The organism is Streptomyces sp. NRRL B-24572 (assembly GCF_002156145.1).
GTDB lineage: Bacteria > Actinomycetota > Actinomycetes > Streptomycetales > Streptomycetaceae > Streptomyces > Streptomyces vietnamensis.
On sequence record NZ_MWIG01000120.1, the window covers coordinates 1 to 26,509 of the forward strand.

Genomic DNA, 26,509 nt, shown 5'->3' on the forward strand with positions numbered 1-26,509 from the left:
CCGGCGACGGTGCCGGCGGGGTGGCCGGCGAGCTGCTGCCAGACGCGCTCGCGGAGCGGGACTTCGGCGAGTTTCCCCTGGTCGCGGAGCCATTGCTCGACGTCGCCGAGGGCGAAGGAGGGGCTGGTCTCCGTCCCCCCGACGGGCTTGGGGAAATCGGCGTGGCGCCGGCGCCAGTTGCTGACGGCGGCCCTGCCGACGCCCGCGAGCCGGGCGATACCGGCGGCGGTGACTTCGGTCGCGCTCTCTTCGGGCACCTGTCCGACTCCCCTCGTATGCGTGTGAACACACCAACCCTACCGCCCATACGGGTTCACGGCGTGAGCGAACCCAAAACCCGTGAACGATGTTGACTCGGTTCACAGTCTCTGCTGTGATTACGTCATCGGAACACGGAGTCCCCACAGCGCCACGGAAGGTGCCACAGCCATGTCTCAGCAGCAGCAGCGCAACTGGTTCGCCCGCCACAAGGTCCTCACCGCCGCCGGCGCTGTCGTCGCGGTCGTCGTGATCGGCGCGGCGGTCGGCGGGGGCGGCGACACCGACTCCCCCCAGGCCGGCTCGAAGCAGGAGCAGTCCGCGAAGCCGGGCGGCGACAAGAAGGCCCCGGAGTCCAAGGCCCCCGAGAAGAAGGTCGCCACGATCGACGGCGACGGCGACTTCGAGGTGGGCAAGGACGTGAAGCCCGGCCTCTACAGGTCCACGGGCAACAAGGACGCGGAGTGCTACTGGGAGCGCGCCAAGAACGCCTCCGGGGACACGGACGGGATCATCGCCAACGACAACGTGACGGGCACCAGCTACGTCGAGATCAAGGCCACGGACAAGCTCTTCAAGTCCTCCGGCTGCGGCACCTGGGAGGCCGTCGACGCCAAGGCGACCGGCACCCCCAAGGGCGCGCCCAAGGGCGACGGCGGCATGTACAAGGTGGGCGTCGACATCGCCCCCGGCACGTACAAGTCCACGGGCAACAAGGACGCCGAGTGCTACTGGGAGCGCTCGAAGGACGCGAGCCACAGCACGGACACGATCCTCGCCAACGACAACGTGACGGGCACGGCCATCGTGAAGGTCACCGCCTCCGACGCCTACTTCAAGTCCTCGGGCTGTGGCGACTGGGTCAAGACGGGCTGACACGCCACGGGCTGACGCCCCAGGGGAACGGGAAAGCCCCGCCGAGGTTCTCGGCGGGGCTCCCTTTCGTCACGTCGTCCTCGTCGGGGCGGAGCGCATGCCTAGCCCTGCAGGACGAAGCGGGGTGTGTGGGTCGTGTCCGTCGGGCAGGCGAAGACGTTCATCGAGCCCCAGCGGCCGACGGTGACGTGCGTCGGGATGTTGGCGTCCATCTCCTCGGCGGTGGCGCGGTCCTCCAGCGGGATCCAGGTGCGGCTCCCGCTGTCCCACTCGCGGCTCGCGACCGTCAGGAGCAGCTCCATCGAGTGGCCGCAGTCCCCGCACTCCACGGGCGCCGGGTCCGTGGCGGCCCAGGAGGCGAATCCGCCGACCTTCCACCCCGGGGCGATGGAGAGGTCCGACTCGTACAGGAAGGAGTCCTCGTCCTGGTCCTCCTCGTCTCCCTCCCATTCCTCGATGCGGGCCTGGAGCGCCTCGGGCAGCAGGCCGAAGTCCTGGTGCTCGACCACGGTCTCGGGGTCCAGGACGCACGGCGAGGGCACGTACCCCTCCGAGCCGACGACCACCGGCTCCGGCTGATCGGCGAGCACCTCGCCGACCTCGTCCGAGCGTCGCCACCGCAGGACGACGGCGGGCTCGTGCTTCCCGTGGTGCGCGTCGAACGGGCACCACAGCAGCTGGAGCACGTCCTGGTCGGCCGGGCCGCCGAGCCCCGGCACGTCCCGCCGGTACAGCTGGGCCACCGCCATCAGCGGGATCGGGTCCTCGTCCCCCAGCCACGGGGCGTGCCGCCCGCGCTTGAAGGAGCTCAGGATCTCGCCCTCCTCCGCCGTCGGCCCCGGCTCGGCCCCGGGCGCCGGCGTCCGGCTCCACGCCTCCGCGAGGATGCGGCGCTCGGTGCGCACGTCCTCGGTCCGGTTGCCGTACCTCCGCCGGTGCGGCTCCGTGCACACGGGCCACGGCTCGTCGGCCGGCCAGAGGAACGGTCCGCCCACCGAGCTGTCCCCCACCCCGGGCGCCCCGGGCCTCGGGTGCAGCCTGGTCGCGCTCGCCCGATATGCCGCGAGCTCCGGGAACAACGTCTCGACGTCGACCGGTCGGGGCGGGGTGGTGCGGGTCATGGAACTCCTCAAACAGACTGGGCGCAACAGGTTAGTACCTGTTGCGCCCAGACCCTTCTAGTGGTGCGTCACCTCACCTCTCCCGTCACCTCACCGACGTCCGTACCCCGGCGGCGGGATTGTCCAGGAATCCGCTCAGCTGGAACCCCCTGTTGCCGAAGGCCTCGAATTCCAGCCTGATCGGGATCGGGTTGCCGCCTGCGTAGACGGGCTTCACCGAGTACTGAACGGTCTCGCCCTTCTTCACCGCGTTGTAGATGGGCGCCTCGATGAGGTCGCGCATCAGCGGGCTGTTCACCGGATCCTGGGTCAGGGTGACCAGGTTCCTGCGCGCGTACTTGCCCTTTCCGGCGCCGCCGAGGCGGCCGGCGAGGAGGTGTCCACGCGCCTCGTTGAACAGGGTTCCGTTGCCACGCCAGCCCGGCGTCCTGGTCTTGCCGGCCTCGGAGCCCTTGTCCAGCATCCTGGGCGTCACGGAGGCGTCGATGCCCGTCGGGCGTCCCATGTCGTCCAGGCCGCGGTAGCGCACCTGGCCGTCCCACCCGTACTGGTCCTGCTTCGCCTTGGCGTTGCAGTTGTGGACGAGGAGCGCCGCGTCGCCGGCCACCACGAAGTACGTGTGGAGGCCGTCGACGGTCAGGTCGTACGTGACGGCCGTGTCGACGTACATCCGCGTGCTGACGACGATGGCGGTGGAGCCGTCGGCGGTCTGCAGGCGGTCGCCGCTCTCCAGGTCCATGGCGCGCGTCCACGTGTTCGTGGAGGCGTCGTAGATCTGGTGGAGCGCCGTCGTCCGCAGTTCCTCGGTGCCGCTCTTGGTCCTGACGGTCACCGTCACGTAGTCACGGTCGTGGTTCGTGACGTGAACCTTCGTGACCGCGTGGGTCTCCTTGCCCTTCTTGCCGGGCTCGGAGGTCCGGACCTTGTCGCCGATCTTCACCTGGCTGATCGGCTTCGTGCCGCCGGAGGCGAGGACGACCGCCGTGGAGCCGGTGAAGCTGTGACAGCCTCCGGCCTTCGCGGTCGCGGCGCCGAAGACACCACCCATTCCCGCGCCGATGGCCGTGGCCTTCGCCGCGCCGGTGACGCTGCAGCCTTCCGCGCTCCTGACGCAGGAGGTGCCGTACTCGACCGCGCCCTCCGCAGCGCCCTCGGCCGCGCCCTCGGCCGCGCCGGAGACGATCTTGCCGATGGTGCCGGAGACGAGCTTGCCCGCGGCGTTGGCCGCGAACCGGCCGGCGACACCGCCGGCCGCGCCGGTCAGTGCGCCGACGCCGACCGCCAGGGCGAAGCCGCCCAGCGTCTTCGGGCCGTCGCTCATCATGTAGCCGACGCCGTTGGCCGCAGCGCCCGCGAGGGCCGCGCAGCCGATCGCGCCCGCACCGGCCGTGAGGGCGGTGCAGCCCGCCATGACGGCGATGCCGACGGCGACCGAGGCGATCGTCGAGGCGTGCTGCTTGACGAAGTTGGCCGTCGCCTTCGCCGCCTTCTTGACGGCCCGGCCGACCTTCTTGGCTGCCTTCACCACCTTCTTGGCGACGTGTTTGACCGCCTTGGCGACCTTGCGTACGGCCTGCTTGACGTGCTTGACGACCTTGTGGACGACTCGTTTCACACGGTGATACGTCCTCTTGACGTATCTCTTGACCTTTCTGACGCTGTCGGCGACGTAGTGGACCGCCCTGCGGACGGCCCGCTTCGCCCGGTGCACCACCTTCTTGACGGCCCGCTTGACGACCTTCGCCGCGCGCCTGACGACCTTGGCGGCCTGCTTGACCGTGGCAGTCGTCTTCTTCCAGGCCGACTTGACGGTGCTGCTGACCTTCTTGGTGACCTTCTTGACGGCCTTCTTCGCCCACTCGAACCAGTGGCCCGTCGGGTCGACGCCGGTCATCGGGTTGCCGTTGGCGTACGCGTACCGGTTGGCGCCGATCGAGTCCGGAAGGCCGCCGTTGGCGACGGTGTCCCGGCTGTTGAACTGGCCGGTCTGCGGCGAGTACCAGCGCGCCGCCATGTTGACCTTGGCGGTCTCGGGGTCGGTCCAGCCGGACTGGTAGCCGAGCGCACCGAGCATGCCGCTGCTCTGGAGGACCTTGCCGAACGGGCCGTACGTCGTCGAGCCCGTCAGCGCCTCGCCCGTGGCGGTGAACTGCGCCACCACGTCGTCGTGCAGGTCCGCGAAGGCCAGCACCGACGAGATCACCGTCTTCACACCGATCAGCGAACCGTCGGCGTTGCGGCTGTAGGACGTCACACCGTCCGACGCGACGTCGTTGCCGGCGCCGCTGTACTGGAAGGTGTGGACGGCGGTCCCGGTCTCGTCCTTGGCTTCGAGGACGCGGTCCATGCCGTCGTAGGTGTAGCTGCGGTCTCCTTCCTGCATCACCCGGTTGAAGGCGTCCGCCTTCACCTGTGTCGTACGGCCGCCCTCGTCCGTCATCGCGCTCATCGTGCCGCGCGAGGTGTAGGTGTAGGAGTTGTGGCCGTCGGAGGTGAGACGGTTGCGGGCGTCGTACGTGTACGTGTCGCCGCCCACGCGGGTCCGGTTGCCGGACGCGTCGTAGCCGTAGGTCTCCGTCGTCGTCCCGTTGTTCCAGGAGCTCAGGCGGTCGGCCCAGTCGTACGTGTACGTGTTGCTTGCCGCACCCGCGACCCCCGTGGTGATCTTGGAGGTCTCGTTGTCGTTGGCGTCCCACCCGTAGGTGACGGACGTCAGCTCCTTGCCGGTCGGCGACGTCAGCTTGTCGCTGGTGAGCCGCTGCAGGGCGTCGTAGCCGAAGGTGCGCTTCGACTTGCCGGCGCCGTAGTCGATCGACGTGACGGCGTTGTTCTGGTTGTACGCGTACGTCGCCGTCGTGCCGGTCACCCCGTCGTTGACGGTCTTCAGCCGGCCGGCGGTGTCGTATCCGTACGTCGACGTGCCGGAGGCGTCCGTCCGCGAGGTCATCGCCCCGTCGCCGTTCCAGGCGAAGGAGGAGGAGCCCGAGGGGCCGGCGGCGGTCAGAAGCAGGCCGCGGTCGTCATAGGTGAAGGTGTTCTTGTCGGCACCCGCGCCCGCGACGGCCGTGATCCGGTCGTCCGCGTCGTAGTCGTACGTGTGGTCGACCGTGGCGGCCTCCGCACCCGTACCCGACTGCTTCACGACACGGCCCTTCGCGTCGTACTCGTAGGAGACGGTCACGCCACCGGGCGAGCGCATCTCCTTCGCGCGGCCCGCCGCGTCGTACACCGCGGTGAACGTGCGGTCGGCGAGGTCCGGGTGCGTCGGCGTCGACGGCTCGATGGTCGACTCCGGCATCCCCCACGTGTTGTACGTCGTGAGGAACGGGTTGCCGCGGCCGTCCGTGAAGCGGGTCAGGTTGCCCGCCACGTCGTAGCCGTACGTCGTCGTGATCGACTCCGTGGCCGAGACCGGCTCCACCAGCTTCGTGACGAGACCCGTCGGGTCGTACGTGAAGGTCTTGGTGTGACCCCGGTAGTCCGTCAGGGTGACCGGGTTGCCCATGCGGTCGTACGTCGAGCTGCTGCTGCGCAGCACCGCGCCCGTCGCGTCCACGTCCTCGGTCTTGGTCAGCAGCCCGAACCCGTCGTACGTGTTGCGGGTCTTGGTGCCGTCCGGGTCCGTTGCGGTGAGGACCTGGCCGTCCATGTCGTACGTGAACGTCGAGACGTTCCCGGCTCCGTCGGTGGTCTCGACGACCTCGCCCACGGAGTTGTACTTGTACGACTGCGTGACCCCGGTCGCGGAGACCGTCCGGGACAGCTCGCCGCCCGGCGCGTCGTACTCGTTGATGTCCGTGTAGGCCCGCTGGGTCGGCTGGCGCACGATGTCCGTGCTGGTGACCGGCCGTTCCAGGTAGTCCCAGGTGGTCTCCTGCCGGGCGCCGTTCGGCCGGGTGGCCGAGAGCTGGTCGCCGTTGGTGTCGTAGGTGTACTTGGTGGTGCCGCCGCCGGGCTCCGTGACCGAGGCCAGGTCGCCGAGCTGCGTGTAGCTGTAGGTGGTGCGGTTGCCGAGCGGGTCGACCTCCGCGGTCACCTGACCGAGATCGTTGTACTCGTTGTACGACGTGGCCCGCATCGGGGTCGTGGACCCCGGAGCCGTGTACTCCGGCGAGGTGGTCGACGACTCCTGGCCCTCGGCGTCGTAGGCCGTGGTGGTCACGTTGCCGAGCGCGTCGGAGGACTCCGTCGGCTCACCGAAGGTGTTGTATCCGGTCATGGACACGGGACGGAGCGCCTCGGGGGCCGCGCCGTTCTTCTCCGCGTTGACCAGCGGCTCGGTGAGGGAGCTCTGCTGGCCCGCCTCGTCGTAGCCGTAGTCGGTGACGTTGCCGACGTCGTCCGTCATCGAGGTCGGCAGACCTCGCTGGTCCAGCTTCCACGTGGTGGAGTTGACGGAGCTGCCCGCCGCCGGCAGGGTGCCGCCCTTGACGGCCGTGACCTGCGCCGCGGTGAGGGCCTCCTGGTAGACCTGGACGTCGTCCAGGGCGCCCTTGTGGTACTCGGCGTAGGCGTTGCTCGCCTTGCGGCGGCCGATCTGCAGCGGACCGGTGCTCTCCCACGGCGTGGTGTACGCGGTCTCCTGGGCCAGGGTTCCGTTGACGTACAGCCGGATCTTGGCCGCCTCCTGGTCGTACACGCCGACCAGGTGGGTCCAGGTCCCGGCCGTCACCGCGGCGGTGCCGGAGGTGGCCCGGGCCAGGACGGGACCGGACATGTCCGCGGACGTACGGTTGAACGTCCAGCCGTAGGCCGTGGAGTAGTACAGCTGGAAGGTGCTGCCGATCACGCCGTCCTGTGCCAGGAAAGTGTGGTTGGCGGTGGTGTCGTCCAGGCGCACCCACGTGGCGACCGTGAAGCTGCCCGCGGTGTTCACGACCGGCCCCGTCGTCTGGGCGTACGAGTTGGCGTCACCGTCGAAGACGGCGCTGCCGCCCCGGTCGGTGTTCCAGTGCATGCCCGTGCCGTGCGTGCCGGTGCTGTTGCCGCCGGAGGAGTCCGCCAGGCCGTAGCCCGTCGTCTCGTCCAGCTTGTAGCGCGCGACCGGAGCCGTCGTCCCGTCGTGCTCCACGGTGCCCGTGACGTTGCCGAGCCCGTCGTAGCGGGTGTCGGTGGTCTGGACGTCACCGGTGGTCGGGTCCGTATCGGTCGACGAGACCACGTTGTCGTCCGGGTCGTACGAGACCTTCGTCGAGCGGGCGAAGCCGTTCGGGTCCTCGATCGACGTCGTCGTGCGGTCGGCCGCGTCCACCGTGAAGGTGTTGCGCCGCTGGCCGTCGTCGGTGATCTGCTCGATCAGGTTGCCGGCGGCGTCGTACGTGTTCGCCTGCTCCGTGAACTGCTTGCCGGTCTGCGGGTCCTTGCGGACCACGGTCGCCGACAGGCCGTCGTCGGTGTAGGTGTACGCCGTCACCCAGCCCATCGCGTCGGTGACGGACGCGAGGCGGCCGGCGGGGTCGTACGCCCGGGACTCCTGGACGAGGGTCGTCGGAGCCGTCGGGTTGAACGGGTCGCCGGTGTAGTTCAGCAGGTTCGTCGTCAGCGGGCGCTGCTCGCCGTCGAAGGTGTAGGTGTTGACGTTCCCGGCCGGGTCGGTCTCCTTCACCTTGTTGCCGTAGACGTCGTACTCGAACGACGTGGTGTCGCCGCCCGGGTCCGTCCTGCTCGCCATCTGGTTGTGCGCGTCGTACGTCATGGACGTCACGCGCGCCGCGTCGCCGCCGGTGAGGTCGGAGACGGTCTGCGACAGGATGTTGCCGTCCGGGTCGAAGGCCGTGGTGGTCTTCGCCTGGTGCTTGGCGCCGGTGATCCGGTTGGTGGTGGGCGGCGCCGTCTCGGTGAGGACCTGGTCGTTCTTGTCGTAGGTCTGGCTGGTGACCAGGCCCGCGGGGAACGCGTCGGAGATCTCCGTCTTGGTGACCTGGCGGCCGAGGTTGTCGTACGTGTACGTCACCTTGGCGCCGTTGGCGTCGGTGATCCCGGCGAGGTCTCCGTTGGAGAAGTACGAGTACGAGGTCTTGCGTCCACCGGCCGTCGTCACCGTGGCGACGAGACCCGCCGGGGTGACGGCCGTGCCGCCCTCCGCCGCCGGGGTGGTGGCGGTGGTGTACGTCGTCGTGGCCGTGCGGCCGTTCGGGAACCCGGCGACCGGCGGGGTCGTGACCGAGAGCAGCTGGCCGTTGGTGTCGTAGGCGTAGCTGGTCTTGTACGTGTCGTCCGTGGGGCCCGAGGAACGGCCGTCGCGCTCGGTGAGCACGAGGTCGTTGCGCAGGTCCATGGGCGGGAACGCGGTGGTCGCGTCCGGGTAGAAGGTCGAGTACTCCGTGGAGCACTTGTTGGCGGCGGTGTCCTGGCAGGTGGTCTGGGAGACCGTGTTGCCTCGGATGTCGTGGCCGCTGATCGACCGGTTGCCGTTGGCGTCCGTGATGGTGTGCAGGAAGCCGGCGGTGTCGTACCCGTAGGTGGTGCGGTTGCCGTTGGTGTCGACGGCGGCGAGGAGGCGGTTGCCCATCTCGGCGTCGTAGACGTAGGTCAGCGTCTTGTCGGTCGGGTCGGTCAGCCTGACCGTCCTGACGGGGGCGATGCCGGAGCTCGCCTTGTACGCCGACCAGTGCTGGGCGACGTCGTCCTCGGTCAGACCGTCCTGGTAGACGGCGACCTCGGCGATCGAGCCGGTGAAGTACGAGACGTCACCGGGCGAGCTGTACCACTTGCTGAAACCGGCACCGACGAAGGTGCGGGACGTGGTCTGGTCGTTCGGCGCGCCCGTGCAGGTGCCCTGCTTGGCGCCGTCGAGGTACAGCGTCTGCGTGGTGCCGGACGCCGACAGGACCGCGTGGTGCCAGGCGTTGTCCGTGACGGACGCCGTCGACCCGAGGGTGGCGTTGCCGTTGCAGGTGCTGCTCCACCAGTGACCGTGCAGCTTGTTGTCCGCGCCCACGTACAGCAGGTCGCTCCACGAGCCCGCGACGCCGCCCGCGTTGTTCGGCGCGAGGCTCTGGTCGCTCATGATCACGCCGGGCTTGGCGGTCTTGAACCACAGCTCGACCGAGCGGTCCGGCTTGGCGTGCAGCGGCCCGTACGGCAGCTCCACCCAGGAGCTGGTGCCGTTGAACGACACCGCGGTGTTGTCGCCGGCGCCGAACGGCCCGGCCACGCCCTGCGTGGCGGTGTTGTACGTGCCGAAGCCGGTGTGCAGCTCGTTCGCGGCCTGAGCCGCGCCGCCGGTGTCACCGAGGCGCCAGTAGCCGCCGGGGGCGGAGCCCATGACGGCCGAGCGGTAGACCTGCGAGGAGCCGGTGATGGTCGCCGGGTTCAGCTTCCACGTGCCGCCGTTGGCGTCGGTCGCCTGGAGGACCAGGTCGTCGGTGGTGCCGTAGACGACGGAGGACTCGACCTTGCCGTTCGGCGTGGTGATCTTCTGGAGCAGTCCGGCGGACCGCTTCGCGGCCTGGTACTGCGCCGTGATCACGTCCGCGGTGAGCGGCTCGGTGTAGATCGCGGTCTCGGCCATCTGCCCGGCGAAGTGACCGAGCTGGTCGGTCGCGCTCATCGCGGGCCAGCCGTCGGTGTTCACACCCGCGCCGAGCGTGATGTACGGGGTGTTCCAGTCCTTGATCTGACCGGCCTTGCTGCCCTGCGACACACCGTCGAGGTACAGCGTCTGGGTGTTGCCCGCGCCGGTCAGGACGGCCTGGTGCCACTGTCCGTCGTTGACGGAGGCCGTGGAGGTCAGGGTCGTCATGCACAGGCCGGTGGCCAGGCAGCCGCGCAGCTTGCCGTCCGTGCCGACGTACAGCGCCGGCGTGTTGTAGGTGGTGTTCGCCACCGGGTTGGGGTCGCTCAGCGGCTTGTCGCCGTAGTAGAAGAGGACTCCGCCGGCCTGCGTGGTCTTGAACCAGGTCGAGAGCGTCGTGTACGAGGGCGTCGCGCCGGGGGCGCTGGGCATCTCGACGTACGACGTGGTGCCGTTGAAGGTGGCGGTCTTCTGCGTGGAGCCGGCGAGCAGCGAGGCGGAGCCCAGCGTCACGTTCCGGTAGAGACCGTTGTACTTGCCCTGGTTGGCGTCGACCGTGTCGGCGGAGACCGTCGCCCCGGCCGCCTCGCCCAGGCGCCAGTACGCGTACGGGTCGGCGTCCAGGACCGTGGTGCGGTGGTGGTTGCCGGTCGCGTACGTGTACGTGGTGCACTTCGACCAGTCGGCGGGCGGGCAGACGCTGGTGAGCTGGTCGCCCGTGTAGCCGTACTTCCACGTCTGCGCGGTGCTCGCGTCGGCCGTATTGGACGGGTCGGTGGCGACGGTGTCCACGTGCGGGACGGTCGCTCCGGCCGGCGTCGCCCAGGCGATCGTCAGGTTCCGCTTGGACGTGGTGTTGCTGATCTTCGTGAGCTGCTTGGAGGCGTTGTACGTGAACGTCTCGGCGCGGCCCGCGTAGTCGGTGATCGACGAGACGGCGTAGACGCCGGTCTTCGCGGTCGGCTGCGTGAACGCGTAGGCCGTGAAGTCCTTGTCGGTCAGCTTGTAGCCGATGGGGGCGGTGGTGACCGCCTCCAGGCGGGCGTAGCGGCCCAGCGGCGGCTGGAAGGTGCCGTTGCTGTTGCGGCCGAACGCGACCTGCTCACCACCCGGATAGGTGATGACGACGCTGGTGACGGCGCCGGTGCTGTCCTTGACCTCGGCGGCCTTCATGTCGACGACCGTCGACCAGCCGGCGCCGAAGGCGCTGTCGACCCGCGGGTCGAGGCTGTTGTAGGCGCGCTCGATCTCCAGGGACGGGCCGATGACCGGCACGTCCGCGTCGGTGTCGTCCGTCGTGTAGTTGCCGTCGGACGGGTCGAAGTCGTGGCCGTCGGTGTTCATCGCCAGGCCCGAGGTGACGGGCGGCTGCGGCACCGCGGTCGCGAACCGGCTGGCCGAGTACATCACCGAGTCGTAGCCGTCGGTGACGCTCACGTACCAGTTGTAGTTCTTCGACCAGGTGAGCTTGCCCGCCGGCACCTTCCAGGAGCGCTCGGCGATGACGCCGGAGGTCGCGACGGGGGTGTCGGGGTTCTCGGAGTCGTACACCTCGAAGGAGTACGACAGCGCCTCGGGCCAGGCGTCGGCGTCGCTCGCGTAGACGAGCAGCTCCGGCTGGAGGGTGTGCGCCTGGAAGTTCTCCGGCGGGTACTGGGCGTTGACCTGCGGCTTGGTGTTCGCCGTGTACGTCAGGTCGAGCGCCGGACGGAAACCGGACGTGGCCGAGTTGTCCGAGTGAAACTTCTTCCAGTGGAGCATGTCGCCGGTCGGCGCGGTCAGCGCGAGACCGTAGTTCGCCCCGCCGGTGGCGACCTGGGTGAACCAGGACGTCGACAGGGAGACCGGCATCTTCACGCCGACGCTGGTGGAGCCGGTGTCGTTGGTGCAGGAGGCCCCGGGCGCGGGCGTGGCGGTGCCGATGGCGGCGCCGTACGTCGGACCGGGGTAGGCGACCGTGGACGGGGACCAGGACTGCGTGACCGGGTGGACGGAGAAGTCCTCGGGCGTGCAGGTCGAGGACCACAGCGCGTACACGTTGAGGGTCGCGGCCGTGACCTTCTGGCCCTTCAGCGTCGTGCCGAGCGAGGAGAACTGCAGGAACGAGTTCGCCTTGTTGGTGCCCGAGTCGTACGAGCCGACCTTGATCATCGTCTCGGTGGAGTGGTCACCGGAGATCGTGTTCTGGACGTACGTCGAGTTCGACGAGGTCACCGTCGGGTCGATGCTGACCGGGTAGACCCGCTCGGGGTCGTCCAGCCAGGCGCGGTCGGCGGTCATCCGCAGGGCGGGCTTGCCGTCGACCTCCGTCAGCTCGTAGCTGACGTCACGCGACTGGGCGGCGTCGCCGGAGCGCCGGTCGACCTTCGAGTCCTCCATGTACGCGTGCGGGATGGTCGCGGTGACCTTCCCGTTCTCGTCGGTGAACTCGACGTCGCCGTCGGCCGCGATCCGCGGGGTCAGGCCCTTGACGTCGAGGGGGAAGACCCAGGAGTTCGCCGCGCTCGGCGAGCGCAGGACGACGTACTCCTTGAAGCCCTCGGCGAGGGGGACGAGGCGCACGTCCGTAGCCGGCAGGACGTCCGCGTAGGTCAGCGTGCCGTCGGCGGCCACGGTGGGCTCGGACTTCGCGGCGCCGCGCAGCGCGTAGGCCAGGGACCGGCCGGAGCCGAAGTCCACGGAGGCCAGCTGCCGGTCGGCGGCGGTCGGCGCGAACTCGACGTCGAGGGAGTTGGCGGTCTGCTGGAGACGGCCGTCCTTGTCCTCGGTCAGGCTCGTGTCGATCGGCTTCCAGGTGCCGTCGGACGCCTTGAAGTTCGCCCGGCCGGTGTAGTGGCGGACGGTCGTCGAGCCGTCGGCGTTGACGAAGTAGTCCGAGGTCGCCGTGGACTTCTTCGCGTCACGCCTGCTGGTGCGCGGGTCGAAGCTGTTCTTGCCGCCCGGCGCCTTGCCGGTGGTGACGTCGGCGGGGTCGTCGGTCTCGCGCGCGAAGGGGGGCAGTTCGCCCTTGCCCTTGCCCGGCTTGCGACCGGCCTCGCCCTCGTTGCTGGTGGACGCCGCGGAGGCCTTGTGGCTCTTGCCGCGGGCGGTGCCGCCCTGCTGGTCGGGGGTGTCGAGCGGGTTCTTGTTCAGCCAGCTCCACATGCCCGAGAGGGAGAGCTCGGGCATCTTCACCGGTTCGAGCGTGACGCCCGCGGCGACCGCCGATTCGGTGGAGACCATGAGGAACATGGATATGAGGACGGAAAGAGCCGTAGCCCTCCACCTTCGCCTGCCGGTGCGACCCGGTGGCTGTGGTCGAGGGCTACGGACCCGGCGTACGTGCATGGGTCGGCCTTTACTCACAAGATGCTTACAAAGCTTCGCGAGACTGCCCCATGACCGTTCACCAGCTCCACGCAGGGTGTCGGTTTTTACCTCTGCTTTACTGTACGGAAGGAACCCTTCCGGACCTTTCCGACTCCGACGGGGCCGGCGCCACTCAACTGTCGTCCGCCAGCCGCTTCACCGTCGCCGTGATGTCGTCCTTGAGGGACGCCCCGGGGGCCACCCGGGTCAGGTTGTCGTGCGCGGCGCCGCCGCCCTCGCCGACCGTCACGAACCGGACATCCGGGTTCTTCGCGGCGGCCGCCTCGGCGGCCTTCACCTGCGGCGCACCCGAGGCGACGACGATCTCGCAGTCCCGCTGCACCAGCCCGTTGAGGAACGGACGGGCGTTCGCCACCGACTGCTCCCCCGTCACCGGCACGAACGTCACCCGGATCCGCTCGTCCAGGGACGCGGCCTGCATCCCCTCCCAGACCGGGGCCGCCGGCGCGCCCGTCACGATGCCCTTGTCGTCGGTGAGCAGGCAGGCGTCGTAGTCCTTGTAGGCGCGGGCCCGGGTGTCGGGCGGGGTGCCCGAGTCGTCCCCGTTCGCGAACAGCCGGACGCCGAGGAGGCCGAGGACCAGGACCAGGACGGACCCCAGGGCCCAGCCGGCCCGGCCGCGCAGGGCCCCCGCCGTCGCGGCGAGCACGCCGCGGACGTCGACGCCGGACTCGGCCGCCTCCTTCTTGGCCGCTTCGCGCTCGGCGACGCGCCAGGTACGACGGGTCTTCATCACCGGTCCTCCGTCGCGTCCGTCGCGTCCTTCGCGTCCTTCGCGTCCTTCGCGTCCTTCGCGTCCTTCACGGTGAGGCAGTGCACCGCCGCGCCCACGGTGGAGGTCGCCAGCAGGACCACGTCGAGGAGGTACGGAGCGCCGTGCGTCTCCACCGGGGTCAGGGCGATCTGGAAGCACCACCCGACGGAGACCGCCGTGAACAGCAGCGCGGCCAGCCAGTCGCCGCGCGTCCCCCGACGCAGGGCGATGACCAGCGAGGGCACGAGACCGAAGACCCCGAGGCTCAGCAGCGGCACGGCGGCGAGCGCCGTCCGGGCCCACAGGACCGGCAACCCGGTTCGGCGCGGAGGTTCCGCGCCCTTCTCCAAGGAAACGGCCTGGTTCACGATCGGGACCTCTCACGGATGTGCGCACGCGGACTTCGCACGCGCGTACGGCAGGGGACGCCGTACGGTACATCCCTCCCCGGGAAGATCACCCCCGGGGCCCCCTGACGGCACCGTCAGACGATGCGGTGCCGGACCCACACGTTGGGCTCGACGTAGACCGCGTAGCCGCGCGTGGCCTCGCAGTGGACCGGGACCAGGGCGCCCTTCACCTCGACCGGGCCGTCCGTGTCGAAGGGCAGGCCGGTCCACTCCCGCCACTGCTCGACGGAGCCGGAGACCGTCATCGAGGCCGGGGCGACCGCCTCGATCACGCCGCCCGCGCGCACGTGGACGCGGAGCCACGGGTCGTGCGGCAGGCCGTCGGCCTCGCGGGTGCGGAAGGCGTACTCGTGGATGGAGGCCTCGGCCTCCAGGTGCTTGCCGTTGGGGCGGACCGGGGCGACCAGCTCGGCGAAGCCGAGCCGGCCGGCGTTCTGCCGCATGGCGGCGAGCATCGTGTGCGAGACGCCCTTGCCGAGGTGGCCGAGGTCGACGGTGATCTCGATCGCGCTCACGGTGTCGGCCTCCCGGCCGTGCCGCAGATCGGAGAAGGCCCAGTTGAGGACCTCGTCCCAGCCGCGGGCGGGCAGCGCGCGCCGACCGTCGACGTCGAGCGCGAAGGGCACGCTGAAGCCCCGGGCGACGACCGCGTTCTCGGCGTCGGTGGCGACGAGCACGTATTCCGGGAACTCCCGGACGATCCGGCCCATGTTGGCCCAGCCGACCGGGTCGTACATCATGAACTCGGGCCACAGGTCCTTCATGGACCACATCGCCCCTTCGAGCTCGGGTCGTTCGGCGAGGGTGGTGATGTCCAGGTCCATGCGGGCAGGTTAAAGATCGTCCACCCGACCGCTCAAACGTTTTTCCGCCGGGCGCTACGGCAGCTTCTGCTGCGGGCAGGCGTGGAGGACCCGCTTCATCGCGTCCCGCTCCCCCGCCGTCACCCACACCCCGTACTTCTTCTTCACCGCGATCTGCCGGGCCACGTACGTGCAGCGGTAGGCGCTGTTCGGCGGCAGCCAGGTCGCGGCGTCGCCGTCGGACTTGCGGCGGTTGGTGGCGGCGTCGACGGCGAGGAGGTTGAGCGGGTCGTTGGCGAAGCGGCGCCGGGTCTCGCCGTCCCACTTCTGCGCCCCCTTCTGCCAGGCGTCGGAGAGCGCGACGACATGGTCGATGTCGACCTGGGAGCGACCCCGGACGTAGCGGACGGTGGTGCCGGTGTACGGGTCGTCGGTGAGCGTGCCGGAGGCGACCTTGCAGTGGCCGTCCGTGAACCGGACGCCGGTCAGGTCGCGCTTGAGGATGTCGTCGCGGGTCCCGCAGCCGTTCTTGTCGACGTCCACCCAGGAGCGGCCGAACTTCTCCCGTGCGTAGCCGGTCTTCGGGGCCCGGCCCTTGACGGTGAGCGTGTCCACGGCGGCGAGCGCCGTACCCGGCGCGGCGGGCGTGGCGGGCGCCCCCTCCGTTCCGCCCGACGAGCAGGCGCCGGCCATGAGGACGGTGGTGACGGCGAGGGCCGCGGGCAGGAGCGTTCGACGTGTCAGCACCCTGGGATCCTAGGCCGCGACACACCGGACCCTTCGGATCTTTGGTCCCGAATCGGACGGACCGAAGGGCCCGGGATCGAGGCGGCGTCAGATCTTGCCGATGCCGAGGGTGTTCTCGGAGGGCAGCAGGCCGGAGCCGACGACGGTGAGCCAGGGGCCGCCGAGGAGGTCGGCGAGGCGGGTGGTGTCGTCCGGGCCGAGGGCGGTCCAGGGGCCGGCGGCCAGTTCGTCCGTGCGGCGTTCCACCTCCGCGCGCAGGGCGTGGCCCTCGGCCGTGGCGGCGCCGTCTGCAGCCAGGAGGCCCCGGGCCGTGAGGCGTTCGCGGGCGGCGGCCCATGCGTCCTTGCTCCAGCCCCTGCTCTCGAAGACCGGTTCCGGCGCGGCGCCGACGGCCGCGAAGGAGACGAGCGACTCGGCCGGGTCGAGGCCCGCGGCGACCAGGGCGGCGATGTGGCCGTCGCCCCGGTGCTCGCGCAGGATCGTCGCCGCCTGCCAGAGGACGAGGTGCGGGGCCTCGGGCCAGGGCAGCTCGGCGTGGGCGGCGGCGAGCGGGCGGCCTTCGAGGCCGGCCGACCCGGCGGCGCGGCGGGCGAGGTCGGCCGCCTCGGCGAGCTCCGGGCCGCCGAGCACCTCGTCGCCGAGGAGGCGCCGGTAGGTCCGGTCGACGGCGCGGAGCCGGGCGGCGAGCACGTCGGCGGGGGCGGCGACCTCCCAGGCGGCGGGGACGTGCCGGGCGACCTTCTCGGGGCTGAAGCCGTAGAAGGCGGAGGTGACCCGGACCGGGCCGACGGGGCCGAGGGCGGCGGCGCGCCACGCGAAGTAGGAGGGCCAGCGGTCGGCGGTCTCGTAGCCGAGGGCGGCGGCCTCGTCGAAGGCCTCGGGGGCGTAGTAGAGCACGGAGTGCAGGGGTTCGAGCAGGTGCCACATCTGACGTACGCGAGCGGTGTCCACGGTGTCCTCCCGGCCTCATCCACATCTTGTCACTGACAAGATTGCACGCCGGAGCGGGAACTTGTCAATGACTAGATGATGGCTAGGCTGCTGCCATGACCACGAGCCGGAGCACCTACCACCACGGCGACCTGCGGCAGGCGATCCTCGCCGCCGCGCTCGACGTGATCGCCGCCGAGGGCCCCGGGGCGCTGAGCCTGCGCGACCTCGCCCGCCGCGCGGGCGTCTCGCACGCCGCCCCCGCCCACCACTTCAAGGACCGCACGGGCCTGCTCACCGCGATCGCCACCCAGGGCTACGGGCTCCTCGCCGAGGCCCTGGCCGACGCCCCCGACCTACGCGAACGCGGCGTGCGGTACGTCCGGTTCGCCGTCGCGCACCCGGCCCATTTCCAGGTCATGTTCCAACCCGACCTGCACCGCGCCGACGACCCGGAGCTGCTCGCCGCGAAGGAGCGGGCCGCCGCCGAGCTCCGCGCGGGCGTCACCGCGCTCCCCACCGGCACCGACGCCCCCCGCGACACCGGCGTCGCCGCCTGGTCCCTGGCCCACGGCTTCGCGACCCTGCTGCTCACCCGCAACCTCGACGCGCCGCTCGGCGGACGGGACCCGGGCGAGGTGTTCCGCGGACTGACCGGACTGCTCGGTTCCGCTCAACTCGGCGACGGAGCAGGGGAATAGCCCGAGTCGATCAAGACTTGTCCCTGGACGTGCGCACAGGAGAAACCACCGCACACGACAACGGGGAGAACACATGAAGACCACCAGCACCCTCCGACGCGCAGGCATCGCCCTGCTCGCCGCGACCACCCTCACCGCGCTCCCCGCCACCGGCGCCACGGCCGCACCGACTCGCGGCGGCGACACCGGCTGGCACGGCGCCTGGGCCGCGTCCCCGCAGGCGGCGACCGCGCCCTTCGCCCCCAACTGGTCCACGGCCGGCTTCGACGACCAGACCGTCCGCCAGACCGTGCGGGTCACCACCGGCGGCACCCGGGCCCGCATCGAGCTGACCAACCGTTACGGCAGTACCCCGCTGAGGATCACCGGCGCGACCGTCGCCCGCACCGCCGAGGGCGGCGCCGTGCGGCCCGGTTCGGTCCGCGCGCTCACCTTCGGCGGGCGCGGCTCCGTCACGATCCCGGCCGGCGACACCCTGCTGAGCGACGGCGTGCCGTTCCGCACCGGCGCCCTGGAGTCGGTCACCGTCACCCTCTACCTGGCGGGCCCGACCGGACCCGCCACCTTCCACCACTTCGCCGGCGCCACCAGCTACCGGGCGGCCGGCGACCACCGCGCCGACGTGGCCGGTACGGCGTTCACCGAGACCGACTCGTCCTGGTACTACCTCTCCGGCGTCGAGGTCTCCGGCGGCCCGCACTCCGCCCGCCGCGACGGCATCGTCACCTTCGGCGACTCCATCACCGACGGCGTCGGCGCCACCCCGAACGCCGACAACCGCTACCCCGACGAGCTCGCCGAGCGGCTCGTCGCGACCGGCTCCCCGCGGGCCGTCCTCAACCACGGCATCGGCGGCAACCAGGTCACCAACGACGTGACCTGGGCCGGCGAAAAGGGCATCGCCCGCTTCAAGCAGGACGTGCTCACGGAGCAGGGCGTCGGGACCGTCATCCTCCTGGAAGGCCTCAACGACATCGGCGGCAGCGGCCCCGCGTTCCCCGGCGGCCCGACCCCCGAGGTGTCGGTGAACCAGCTCATCGAGGGCCACCGCACCCTGATCCGGCAGGCCCACGCCAAGGGCCTCAAGGTCGTCGGCGCGACCCTCACCCCGGTCAAGGGCTCCTTCTACTTCACCGAGGTCAACGAGGCCAAGCGGGAGGCCTTCAACGACTGGGTCCGCACCTCCGGCGCGTACGACGCCGTCGTCGACTTCGACCGGGCCGTGGCCGACCCGGCCGACCCGGACCGCATCCTCCCCGCGTACGACTCGGGCGACGCCCTCCACCCGAACGACGCGGGCTACCGCGCCATGGCCGAGGCCCTGGACCTCGACGAGCTGTAGCGGCAGTACGGGGGCGCCCCCTGGAACCGGGGGGCGCCCCCGTACGCCCTCAGCCCCCGAGGATCGTCGTCAGGAACTCGCCCGTCCACGCGAGGAGTTCACGTCCGACCACCGGCTTCCCGCCGATCTTCCCCGTCGTCGGGCGCGGCACCAGGATCTGGTGCACGGCCGGCTTGATGACGGTCTTCGGGTGGAGGCGCTTCAGCCTCAGCTCCTGCGACTCGCGCAACTCCACCGGCGCGAAGCGGATGTTGGAGCCCTGGAGGACGATCTCGCCGACCCCGCACGCGCGCCCCAGCATCCGCAGGCCCGCGACCAGGAGCAGGTTCTCGACCGGCTCGGGCAGCTTGCCGTAGCGGTCGGTGAGCTCCTCGCGCACGGCCCTGATGTCCTCCTCCGAGTTCGCGGAGGCGATCGAGCGGTACGCCTGGAGCCGCAGCCGCTCGCCCGGCGCGTAGTCGTGCGGCATGTGGGCGTCGACCGGCAGCTCGATCTTCACCTCCAGCGGGGCCTCCTCCTCGACGCCGCCCTCCATCTGCGCCCGGTAGTCGGCGACGGCCTCGCCGACCATCCGTACGTACAGGTCGAAGCCGACGCCCGCGATGTGACCGGACTGCTCGCCGCCGAGCAGATTGCCCGCGCCGCGGATCTCCAGGTCCTTCATCGCCACGTACATGCCGGCGCCCATCTCGGTGTGCTGGGCGATCGTCGCGAGCCGCTCGTGCGCGGTCTCGGTGAGCGGCTTCTCCGGCGGGTAGAGGAAGTACGCGTAGCCCCGCTCGCGCCCACGGCCGACACGGCCGCGCAGCTGGTGGAGCTGAGACAACCCGAAGTTGTCGCCGCGCTCGACGATGAGGGTGTTGGCGTTGGAGATGTCGATGCCGGACTCGACGATCGTCGTCGACACGAGCACGTCGAACTTCTTCTCCCAGAAGTCGACGACGACCTGCTCCAGGGCCTGCTCCGACATCTGCCCGTGCGCCGTCGCGATCCGCGCCTCGGGGACGATCTCGCGCAGCCGGGCGGCCGCCCGGTCGATCGAGTCGACCCGGTTGTGGATGTAGAAGACCTGGCCCTCGCGCAGGAGTTCACGGCGGATCGCGGCGCCGATCTGCTTCTCCTCGTACGGGCCGACGAAGGTGAGGACCGGGTGCCGCTCCTCGGGGGGCGTCGTGATCGTCGACATCTCCCTGATCCCCGTCACCGCCATCTCCAGGGTGCGCGGAATCGGGGTGGCGGACATCGTCAGGACGTCGACGTTCGCCCGGAGCTTCTTCAGCTGCTCCTTGTGCTCGACGCCGAAGCGCTGCTCCTCGTCGACGATGACCAGCCCCAGGTCCTTGAACTTCGTCTCGGAGGAGAAGAGGCGGTGGGTGCCGATGACGACGTCGACCGAGCCCTCCCGCAGCCCCTCCATCGTCGCCTTCGACTCGGTGTCCGTCTGGAACCGGGACAGCGCCCGCACCTTCACCGGGAACTGCGAGTACCGCTCGCTGAACGTGCCGAAGTGCTGCTGCACGAGCAGCGTCGTCGGGACGAGGACCGCGACCTGCTTGCCGTCCTGGACGGCCTTGAAGGCCGCCCGCACCGCGATCTCCGTCTTGCCGTAGCCGACGTCGCCGCAGATCAGACGGTCCATGGGGACCGTCTTCTCCATGTCCTCCTTCACCTCGGCGATGGTGGACAGCTGGTCGGGCGTCTCCGCGTACGGGAAGGCGTCCTCCAGCTCCCGCTGCCACGGCGTGTCAGGACCGAAGGCGTGACCGGGGGCCGCCATCCGCGCGCTGTACAGCTTGATCAGGTCGGCCGCGATCTCCTTCACGGCCTTCTTCGCGCGCTGCTTCGTCTTCGTCCAGTCCGCGCCGCCGAGCCGGTGCAGCGTCGGCGCCTCGCCGCCCACGTACTTGGTGACCTGCTCCAGCTGGTCGGTCGGGATGTACAGCCGGTCGCCGGGCTGGCCGCGCTTCGCGGGCGCGTACTCGACGAGGAGGTACTCGCGGGTCGCGCCCTGCACGGTCCGCTGCACCATCTCGATGTACCGGCCGACGCCGTGCTGCTCGTGCACGATGTAGTCGCCGACCTCCAGGGTCAGCGGGTCGATCGTCTTACGGCGCTTGGCGGGCATCCGCTGCCCGTCCTTGCCCGCCGCCTTCTGCCCCGACAGGTCGGTCTCGGTGAGCACCGCGAGCTTGAGCGCCGGGTCGACGAAGCCGTAGTCGATGGAGCCGCACGCCACGTGCACCACCGACGGCGAGATCTCGGCGAGGTCGGCGTCGAGGCGGGCGGCGATGCCCTCGCCGCCGAGGACCTCGACCGTACGGGACGCGGGACCGTGGGCCTCCGTCACGTACACCGTGCGCCAGCCGTCGGCCAGCCAGCCCTTGGTGTCGGCGAGCGCGCGGGCGGTGTCGCCGCGGTACGACTCGGGGGCGTGCATGCCGAGGGTGAGCGTGTCGGCCCCCTGGTCGACGTCCGCCGCGAACGGCGACACCGACCACCAGGCCATGCCCAGCTCGCTCGCCCGGTCCCGTACGTCCGCGATCCCCCACAGCGAGGCCGCGCCGACGTCGATCGGGGCCTCGCCGCCGCCGGCGGTGGCCGCCCAGGAGGCCTGCAGGAACTCCTGGCTGGTGGCGACGAGGTCGGCGGCCCGGGTCCGCACCCGCTCCGGGTCGCAGACCACGGCCATCGAGCCCTTGGGCAGGACGTCGAGCAGCAGCTCCATGTCGTCGACGAGGACCGGCGCGAGGGACTCCATGCCCTCGACCGCGATCCCCTCGGCGATCTTGCCGAGCAGCTCGCCCAGCTCCGGGTGCTCCTCGGCGAGCGCCGCGGCCCGCTCGCGCACCTCGTCGGTCAGGAGCAGCTCACGGCAGGGCGGCGCCCACAGCCCGTGCTCGGCGACTTCGAGGGACCGCTGGTCGGCGACCTTGAAGTACCGGATCTCCTCGACGTCGTCGCCCCAGAACTCGATCCGGAGCGGGTGCTCCTCGGTCGGCGGGAAGACGTCCAGGATGCCGCCGCGCACGGCGAACTCGCCGCGCTTCTCGACCAGCTCGACCCGGGAGTACGCGGCGGCCGCGAGCCCCTCGACGACGTCGTCGAGGTCGGCGGTCCGGCCGGAACGCAGCGCCACGGGTTCGAGGTCCCCAAGCCCCTTGACCTGCGGCTGGAGTACGGAACGGATGGGCGCGACGACGACGGAGACGGGCCCGGCGGCGGGGTCGTCGTCGCGCGGGTGGGCCAGTCGCCGGAGCACGGCGAGACGGCGGCCGACGGTGTCGGAGCGGGGCGAGAGCCGCTCGTGCGGCAGGGTCTCCCAGGAGGGGTACTCGACGACCGTGTCCGGGTCGAGCAGCGACCGCAGCGCGGCGGCCAGGTCCTCGGCCTCCCGGCCGGTCGCGGTCACCGCGAGCACCGGACGCCCCGAGTCCCGGGCGAGCGCGGCCACGGCGAACGGCCGCGCGGCCGCAGGACCGACCAGGTCCACGTGCGGACGGTTCCCGTCGGCGGCGGCCTTCACCGCCTCGGCGAGGGCGGCGTCCTTGACGACGACATCGAGCAGGCCGTGCAGACTCATGGAGCTTCCATCCCGGGTTCGGTCTACGGGGGGCGGGCAACGCGAACAGCCCGACACGTCTCACGGGCCGGGTGGTCCCGGGCCGTGACGGCCCGGTGCGCCCCCAGCCTACGACGTGCCACTGTCACTCGCCCGAAGGAAAGGGGCCGCCCGGGACTACGCTTTAAGTCCAGCACCTCGTCCACCCGCGCCCACCCAGCTGTGAGCCCTCCCCACTGTGAGAGGCCGCTATGGAAGCAGCCCGGCAGTACAACGTCCACGAGGCGAAGACCCACTTCTCCAAGATCCTGGATGCGGTCGCCACCGGCGAGGAGGTGATCATCAGCAAGTCCGGCGAGCCGGTCGCGAAGGTGGTCCCCCTGGTCGGCAGGGCCCGCCGGGGCGACCACGGATCCCCCAAGGGCCGCGGCACCGCCGCCGACGACTTCGACGATCCCCCCGAGTCCTTCGACGAGGCCTTCGGGGTCGACGAGTAAGCCCGCGCCCCGCCCGTCGTGGGCGGGGCGCGGGCCCGCAACGGGCGCGGCGCTACTCGCTCGCGATCGCCCCCAGCACATTCATCCGCCCCGCCCGGAACGCCGGGACCAGCGCCGCGAAGAGCCCCACGAAGGCCGAGCCGATGAAGACGGTCACGATCGTCGGCCAGGGGATCTCCAGGACACCGAGCCCCTCCAGGGCCAGGAGCTTCTGCGCGGCCGTGCCCCAGCCCATCCCCAGGCCCAGGCCCAGGAGGGCGCCGAAGAGGGCGATGACCACCGACTCCAGGCGGATCATGCGGCGCAGCTGCCGGCGGGAGAGGCCGATGGCCCGCATGAGGCCGATCTCGCGGGTCCGTTCGACCACCGAGAGGGCGAGGGTGTTCACGACGCCGAGGACCGCGACGATGATCGCCAGGGCGAGGAGCCCGTACACGATGTTGAGCAGCTGCCCGACCTGGTTCTGCAGCTCCTCCTTGTAGTCGGCCTGGTTGCTCACCTTGTACTGCGGGTACGGCGCGAGGGCGTCCTTGAGGGCCTCGTACGCGGCGGTCTCCTGGCCGTCCTCGGCGCTGGCCAGGACGAGGAGGCTGTTCGGCACCCGGTCGGCGGGCAGGTGGCGGGTGACGGTGGAGACGTCGGTGTACATCGCGCCCTTGTCGACCTGGCCGGTGTCCGCCGTGATCGCCGCGACCTTCAGCTTCACCGTGTCGCCGCCCTTGAAGGCGACGGTGAGGACGTCGCCGACCTTCACGCGGTGCTCGGTGGCGTAGTCGCTGCCGACGGACATGGCGTCCTCGCCGTACGCGTCGGCGAGGGTGCCGGCGGTGACCTCGCGGCGCAGGTCCTTCACGTACGTCGGGTCGGTGGCGGCCAGGTCGGCCGTGGAGACCTTGCCGCGCGGGTCGGTGATCTCCGCGTCGACCAGCTTGTACGCGGTGACGTGGTCCAGGCCGGGGGTCTTCGCCACGGCGGCCTGCGCCTGCGGCACGATCGGCTGCCCCGTACCGGACTGCACGATGAAGTCGGCGCCGACGGAGCGGTCCAGTTCGTCGGTGGCCGAGGCGACCATCGAGGAGCCGACCACGGAGAGGCCGGCGACGAGCGCGAGGCCGATCATCAGGGCGGCGGCGGTGGCGCCGGTGCGGCGCGGGTTGCGCAGCGCGTTGCGCTCGGCCATCCGGCCGACGGGTCCGAAGATCCGCAGGACGACGACGCCGAGGGCGCGGACGACGCCGCCCGCGAGGAGCGGGCCGACGACGACGAAGCCGAGGAGGGTGAGGACGACGCCGAGGCCGAGCCAGAGGGAGCCGGGTCCGGCCTCGTCGGCGCGGGCGGCGACGACCAGGGCGGCCGCTCCGGCGGCGGTGAGGGCGAGCCCGATCAGGCCCCGTACCCGGCCCGCCTTCCCGTCGGCCGGGGTGCCCGCGTCGCGGAGGGCGGCCATCGGGGAGACCTTCCCGGCCCGGCGGGCGGGGATGTACGCGGCGAGGACGGTGACGACGATGCCGAGGGCGAGGCCGACGGCCGGGGTCGTCCACTTCACGGTGAGGTCGCGGGTGGAGAGCTCCATGCCCATCGAGGCCATGAGCTTCATGAGCCCGACGGCGAGGCCGACACCGGCGGCGACACCGGCGGCGGAGCCGACGACGCCGAGCAGGAACGCCTCGACGAGGACGGACCGGTTGACCTGCTTGCGGCTCGATCCGATGGCCCGCATGAGGCCGATCTCGCGGGTGCGCTGGGCGACCAGCATGGAGAAGGTGTTGACGATGAGGAAGATGCCGACGAGGAAGGCGATCCCGGCGAAGCCGAGCATCGCGTACTTCATGACGTCGAGGAAGCCGGCCATGCTCGCGCGGCCCGCGTCGGCGACCTCGGCGGCGGTCTGCAGCTTGTAGCCGCCTCCGAGGGCGGCGGCGACGTGCGCCTTGAGCGCGTCGTCGGAGACGCCGTCCTTCGCGTCGACGGAGACCTGGGTGAACAGCCCCGTCCTCCCGAGGAGTTCACGCTGGGCGGTGGCGGTGTCGAAGTAGACGACGGTGGCGCCCGGGTTGGTGACCTTGAACTCGACGGTGCCGACGATCTTCGCGGTGAAGTCGCCGGTGACGGCGACGGTCCGCAGTTCGTCCCCGAGCTTCAGGCCGTGCTTCTCGGCGGTGGCGCCGTCGACGACGACCTCGGTGGGGCCGCGCGGCTCGTGGCCGGAGGCGATCTCCACCGAACGCAGCTCGTTGGGCGTCCAGTTGACGGCGATCGTCGGGGCGCCGCTGGTCGGGCCGACGTTCTTGTTCTTCGCGTCGACGACGGTGACGCTCAGGGAGTTGACCGAGCCCTGGACGTCCTTGACGCCCTCGACCTTCCTGATCCGCTCGACGAGCGAGGCGGGCAGGGACTCGGGGCGGCCGTTCTGCGGGATGTCGTCGTTGCCGCCGGCGGCCTTCGGGCTGACGGTGACGTCGGAGGCGGTCGACGCGAAGAGCTTGTCGAACGTCGTGTTCATCGTGTCGGTGAAGACGAGCGTCCCGCTGACGAAGGCGACGGAGAGGAGGACGGCGACGGCGGAGAGCGCCATCCGGCCCTTGTGCGCGAAGAAGTTGCGCAGCGAGGTCTTGAGGACGGTCATGACGTCCGCCCGCGCGCGTCGAAGTCCTTCATCCGGTCGAGCACGGCGTCGGCGGTGGGCCGCTCCATCTCGTCCACGATCCGCCCGTCGGCGAGGTAGAGCACCCGGTCCGCGTAGGAGGCGGCGACGGGGTCGTGGGTGACCATGACGATCGTCTGCCCCAGCTCGTCCACGGACGTGCGGAGGAAGCCGAGGACCTCCGCGCCGGCCCGCGAGTCGAGGTTTCCGGTGGGCTCGTCGCCGAAGATGATCTCGGGCCGGGCGGCGAGCGCGCGGGCCACGGCGACGCGCTGCTGCTGACCGCCGGAGAGCTCGTTCGGCCGGTGCCCCAGCCGCTCGGAGAGCCCGACGGTGTCGACGACCCGCCGCAGCCACTCCGCGTCGGGCTTGCGCCCGGCGATGTCCATCGGCAGCGTGATGTTCTCGAGGGCGTTCAGGGTGGGCAGCAGGTTGAACGCCTGGAAGATGAACCCGATCCGGTCCCGGCGCAGCCGGGTGAGCTTCTTGTCCTTGAGCCCGGTGATCTCGGTCTCGTCGAGGAAGATCTGCCCGCTGCTGACGGTGTCGAGCCCGGCGAGGCAGTGCATCAGGGTCGACTTGCCGGAACCCGAGGGCCCCATGATCGCGGTGAACCGCCCGCGGGCGATGTCCACGTCGACGGAGTCGAGCGCGACGACCCGGGTCTCCCCCGACCCGTACGCCTTGACGACCTGGCGCGCCCGCGCGGCCACGGCCGTCCCCTCTCCAGTACCCCCGTGCCTGGGGATGGTCACAGCCGAAGTCACGGATCTCTCCTTGGAGCGGTGGGGTGGGTTTGTAAGTCCCAGTTAAGAACCGGCCACCCCTGCTTCTCGTCCTCCGCCGGGACGAACGACCCCTGGGCCGCATGGGGGAGAGGCCCCTAGGGGTTTCTCCACCCCCGGGTCGAGTGAGACCCTGTCCGCGCACATTTAGGTGTACGAAGAAAGGAAGGGTGTGCGGTGACGGAACCGTCGACGAC

The 26,509-nt window shown here is 70.8% G+C and carries 14 protein-coding genes and 1 pseudogene; 4 read left to right on the forward strand and 11 right to left on the reverse strand.

Features of this window, described 5'->3' with window-relative positions; genetic code table 11:
- Window positions 1-257: pseudogene (locus tag CCN56_RS07825) on the reverse strand (SAM-dependent methyltransferase); the annotation flags it as partial.
- 172 nt (window positions 258-429) lie between these two features.
- Between CCN56_RS07825 and CCN56_RS07830 the strand changes: the two are divergent.
- Window positions 430-1,134 (forward strand): hypothetical protein, encoded by a 705-nt coding sequence (locus tag CCN56_RS07830; protein WP_086824915.1) that lies wholly within the window; start codon window positions 430-432, stop codon window positions 1,132-1,134.
- Window positions 1,135-1,235: 101 nt separating this feature from the next.
- Here the strand turns inward: CCN56_RS07830 and CCN56_RS07835 are convergent, their stop codons facing one another.
- From CCN56_RS07835 to CCN56_RS07865, 7 genes are all read right to left on the reverse strand, one after another.
- Complete coding sequence (locus CCN56_RS07835; protein ID WP_086824916.1) at window positions 1,236-2,255, reverse strand: hypothetical protein; 1,020 nt, start codon at window positions 2,253-2,255, stop codon at window positions 1,236-1,238.
- Window positions 2,256-2,340: 85 nt separating this feature from the next.
- Window positions 2,341-13,002, reverse strand: a complete 10,662-nt coding sequence (locus CCN56_RS07840; RefSeq protein WP_256961848.1) for a LamG-like jellyroll fold domain-containing protein — start codon at window positions 13,000-13,002, stop codon at window positions 2,341-2,343.
- A gap of 250 nt (window positions 13,003-13,252) precedes the next feature.
- A complete protein-coding gene (locus tag CCN56_RS07845; protein WP_086824919.1) occupies window positions 13,253-13,873 on the reverse strand; it encodes a BMP family ABC transporter substrate-binding protein in 621 nt (206 codons plus the stop codon).
- Window positions 13,873-14,262 carry a hypothetical protein gene (locus CCN56_RS43010; protein WP_179199737.1) on the reverse strand — a complete coding sequence of 130 codons (390 nt, stop codon included), beginning with the start codon at window positions 14,260-14,262 and terminating at the stop codon, window positions 13,873-13,875. The genes CCN56_RS07845 and CCN56_RS43010 overlap by 1 nt, the downstream gene beginning before the upstream one ends.
- Window positions 14,263-14,378: 116 nt before the next feature.
- Complete coding sequence (locus tag CCN56_RS07855) at window positions 14,379-15,128, reverse strand: N-acetyltransferase (protein WP_086824923.1); 750 nt, start codon at window positions 15,126-15,128, stop codon at window positions 14,379-14,381.
- 54 nt (window positions 15,129-15,182) lie between these two features.
- Window positions 15,183-15,800, reverse strand: a complete 618-nt coding sequence (locus CCN56_RS07860; RefSeq protein WP_179199741.1) for an HNH endonuclease family protein — start codon at window positions 15,798-15,800, stop codon at window positions 15,183-15,185.
- A gap of 141 nt (window positions 15,801-15,941) precedes the next feature.
- Window positions 15,942-16,781, reverse strand: coding sequence for a hypothetical protein (locus CCN56_RS07865; protein ID WP_086824925.1), 840 nt, complete (start codon window positions 16,779-16,781; stop codon window positions 15,942-15,944).
- A gap of 119 nt (window positions 16,782-16,900) precedes the next feature.
- Between CCN56_RS07865 and CCN56_RS07870 the strand changes: the two genes are divergently transcribed.
- Together CCN56_RS07870 and CCN56_RS07875 are read left to right on the forward strand one after the other, a co-directional pair.
- Window positions 16,901-17,485, forward strand: coding sequence for a TetR/AcrR family transcriptional regulator (locus CCN56_RS07870; RefSeq protein ID WP_086824927.1), 585 nt, complete (start codon window positions 16,901-16,903; stop codon window positions 17,483-17,485).
- A 73-nt stretch (window positions 17,486-17,558) separates the two neighbouring features.
- Window positions 17,559-18,827 carry an SGNH/GDSL hydrolase family protein gene (locus CCN56_RS07875; protein ID WP_086824929.1) on the forward strand — a complete coding sequence of 423 codons (1,269 nt, stop codon included), beginning with the start codon at window positions 17,559-17,561 and terminating at the stop codon, window positions 18,825-18,827.
- Between the two features lie 49 nt (window positions 18,828-18,876).
- Here CCN56_RS07875 and mfd read toward each other — a convergent pair whose 3' ends face one another.
- Window positions 18,877-22,407: a transcription-repair coupling factor gene (gene mfd / locus CCN56_RS07880; protein ID WP_086824931.1), complete on the reverse strand. Its 3,531-nt coding sequence runs from the start codon at window positions 22,405-22,407 to the stop codon at window positions 18,877-18,879.
- 230 nt (window positions 22,408-22,637) lie between these two features.
- On the opposite strand from mfd, the gene CCN56_RS07885 reads away from it, so the two are divergent.
- Window positions 22,638-22,883 (forward strand): type II toxin-antitoxin system Phd/YefM family antitoxin, encoded by a 246-nt coding sequence (locus tag CCN56_RS07885; protein WP_086824933.1) that lies wholly within the window; start codon window positions 22,638-22,640, stop codon window positions 22,881-22,883.
- Window positions 22,884-22,935: 52 nt separating this feature from the next.
- On the opposite strand, the gene CCN56_RS07890 is transcribed toward CCN56_RS07885, so the two are convergent.
- The gene (locus CCN56_RS07890; RefSeq protein ID WP_086824935.1) at window positions 22,936-25,509 is read right to left on the reverse strand and encodes an ABC transporter permease; all 2,574 of its coding nucleotides are present in this window, start codon (window positions 25,507-25,509) and stop codon (window positions 22,936-22,938) included.
- A complete protein-coding gene (locus CCN56_RS07895) occupies window positions 25,506-26,294 on the reverse strand; it encodes an ABC transporter ATP-binding protein (protein ID WP_086824937.1) in 789 nt (262 codons plus the stop codon). Before CCN56_RS07895 ends, CCN56_RS07890 begins: the two co-directional genes overlap by 4 nt.
- Between the last annotated feature and the right edge of the window lie 215 nt (window positions 26,295-26,509).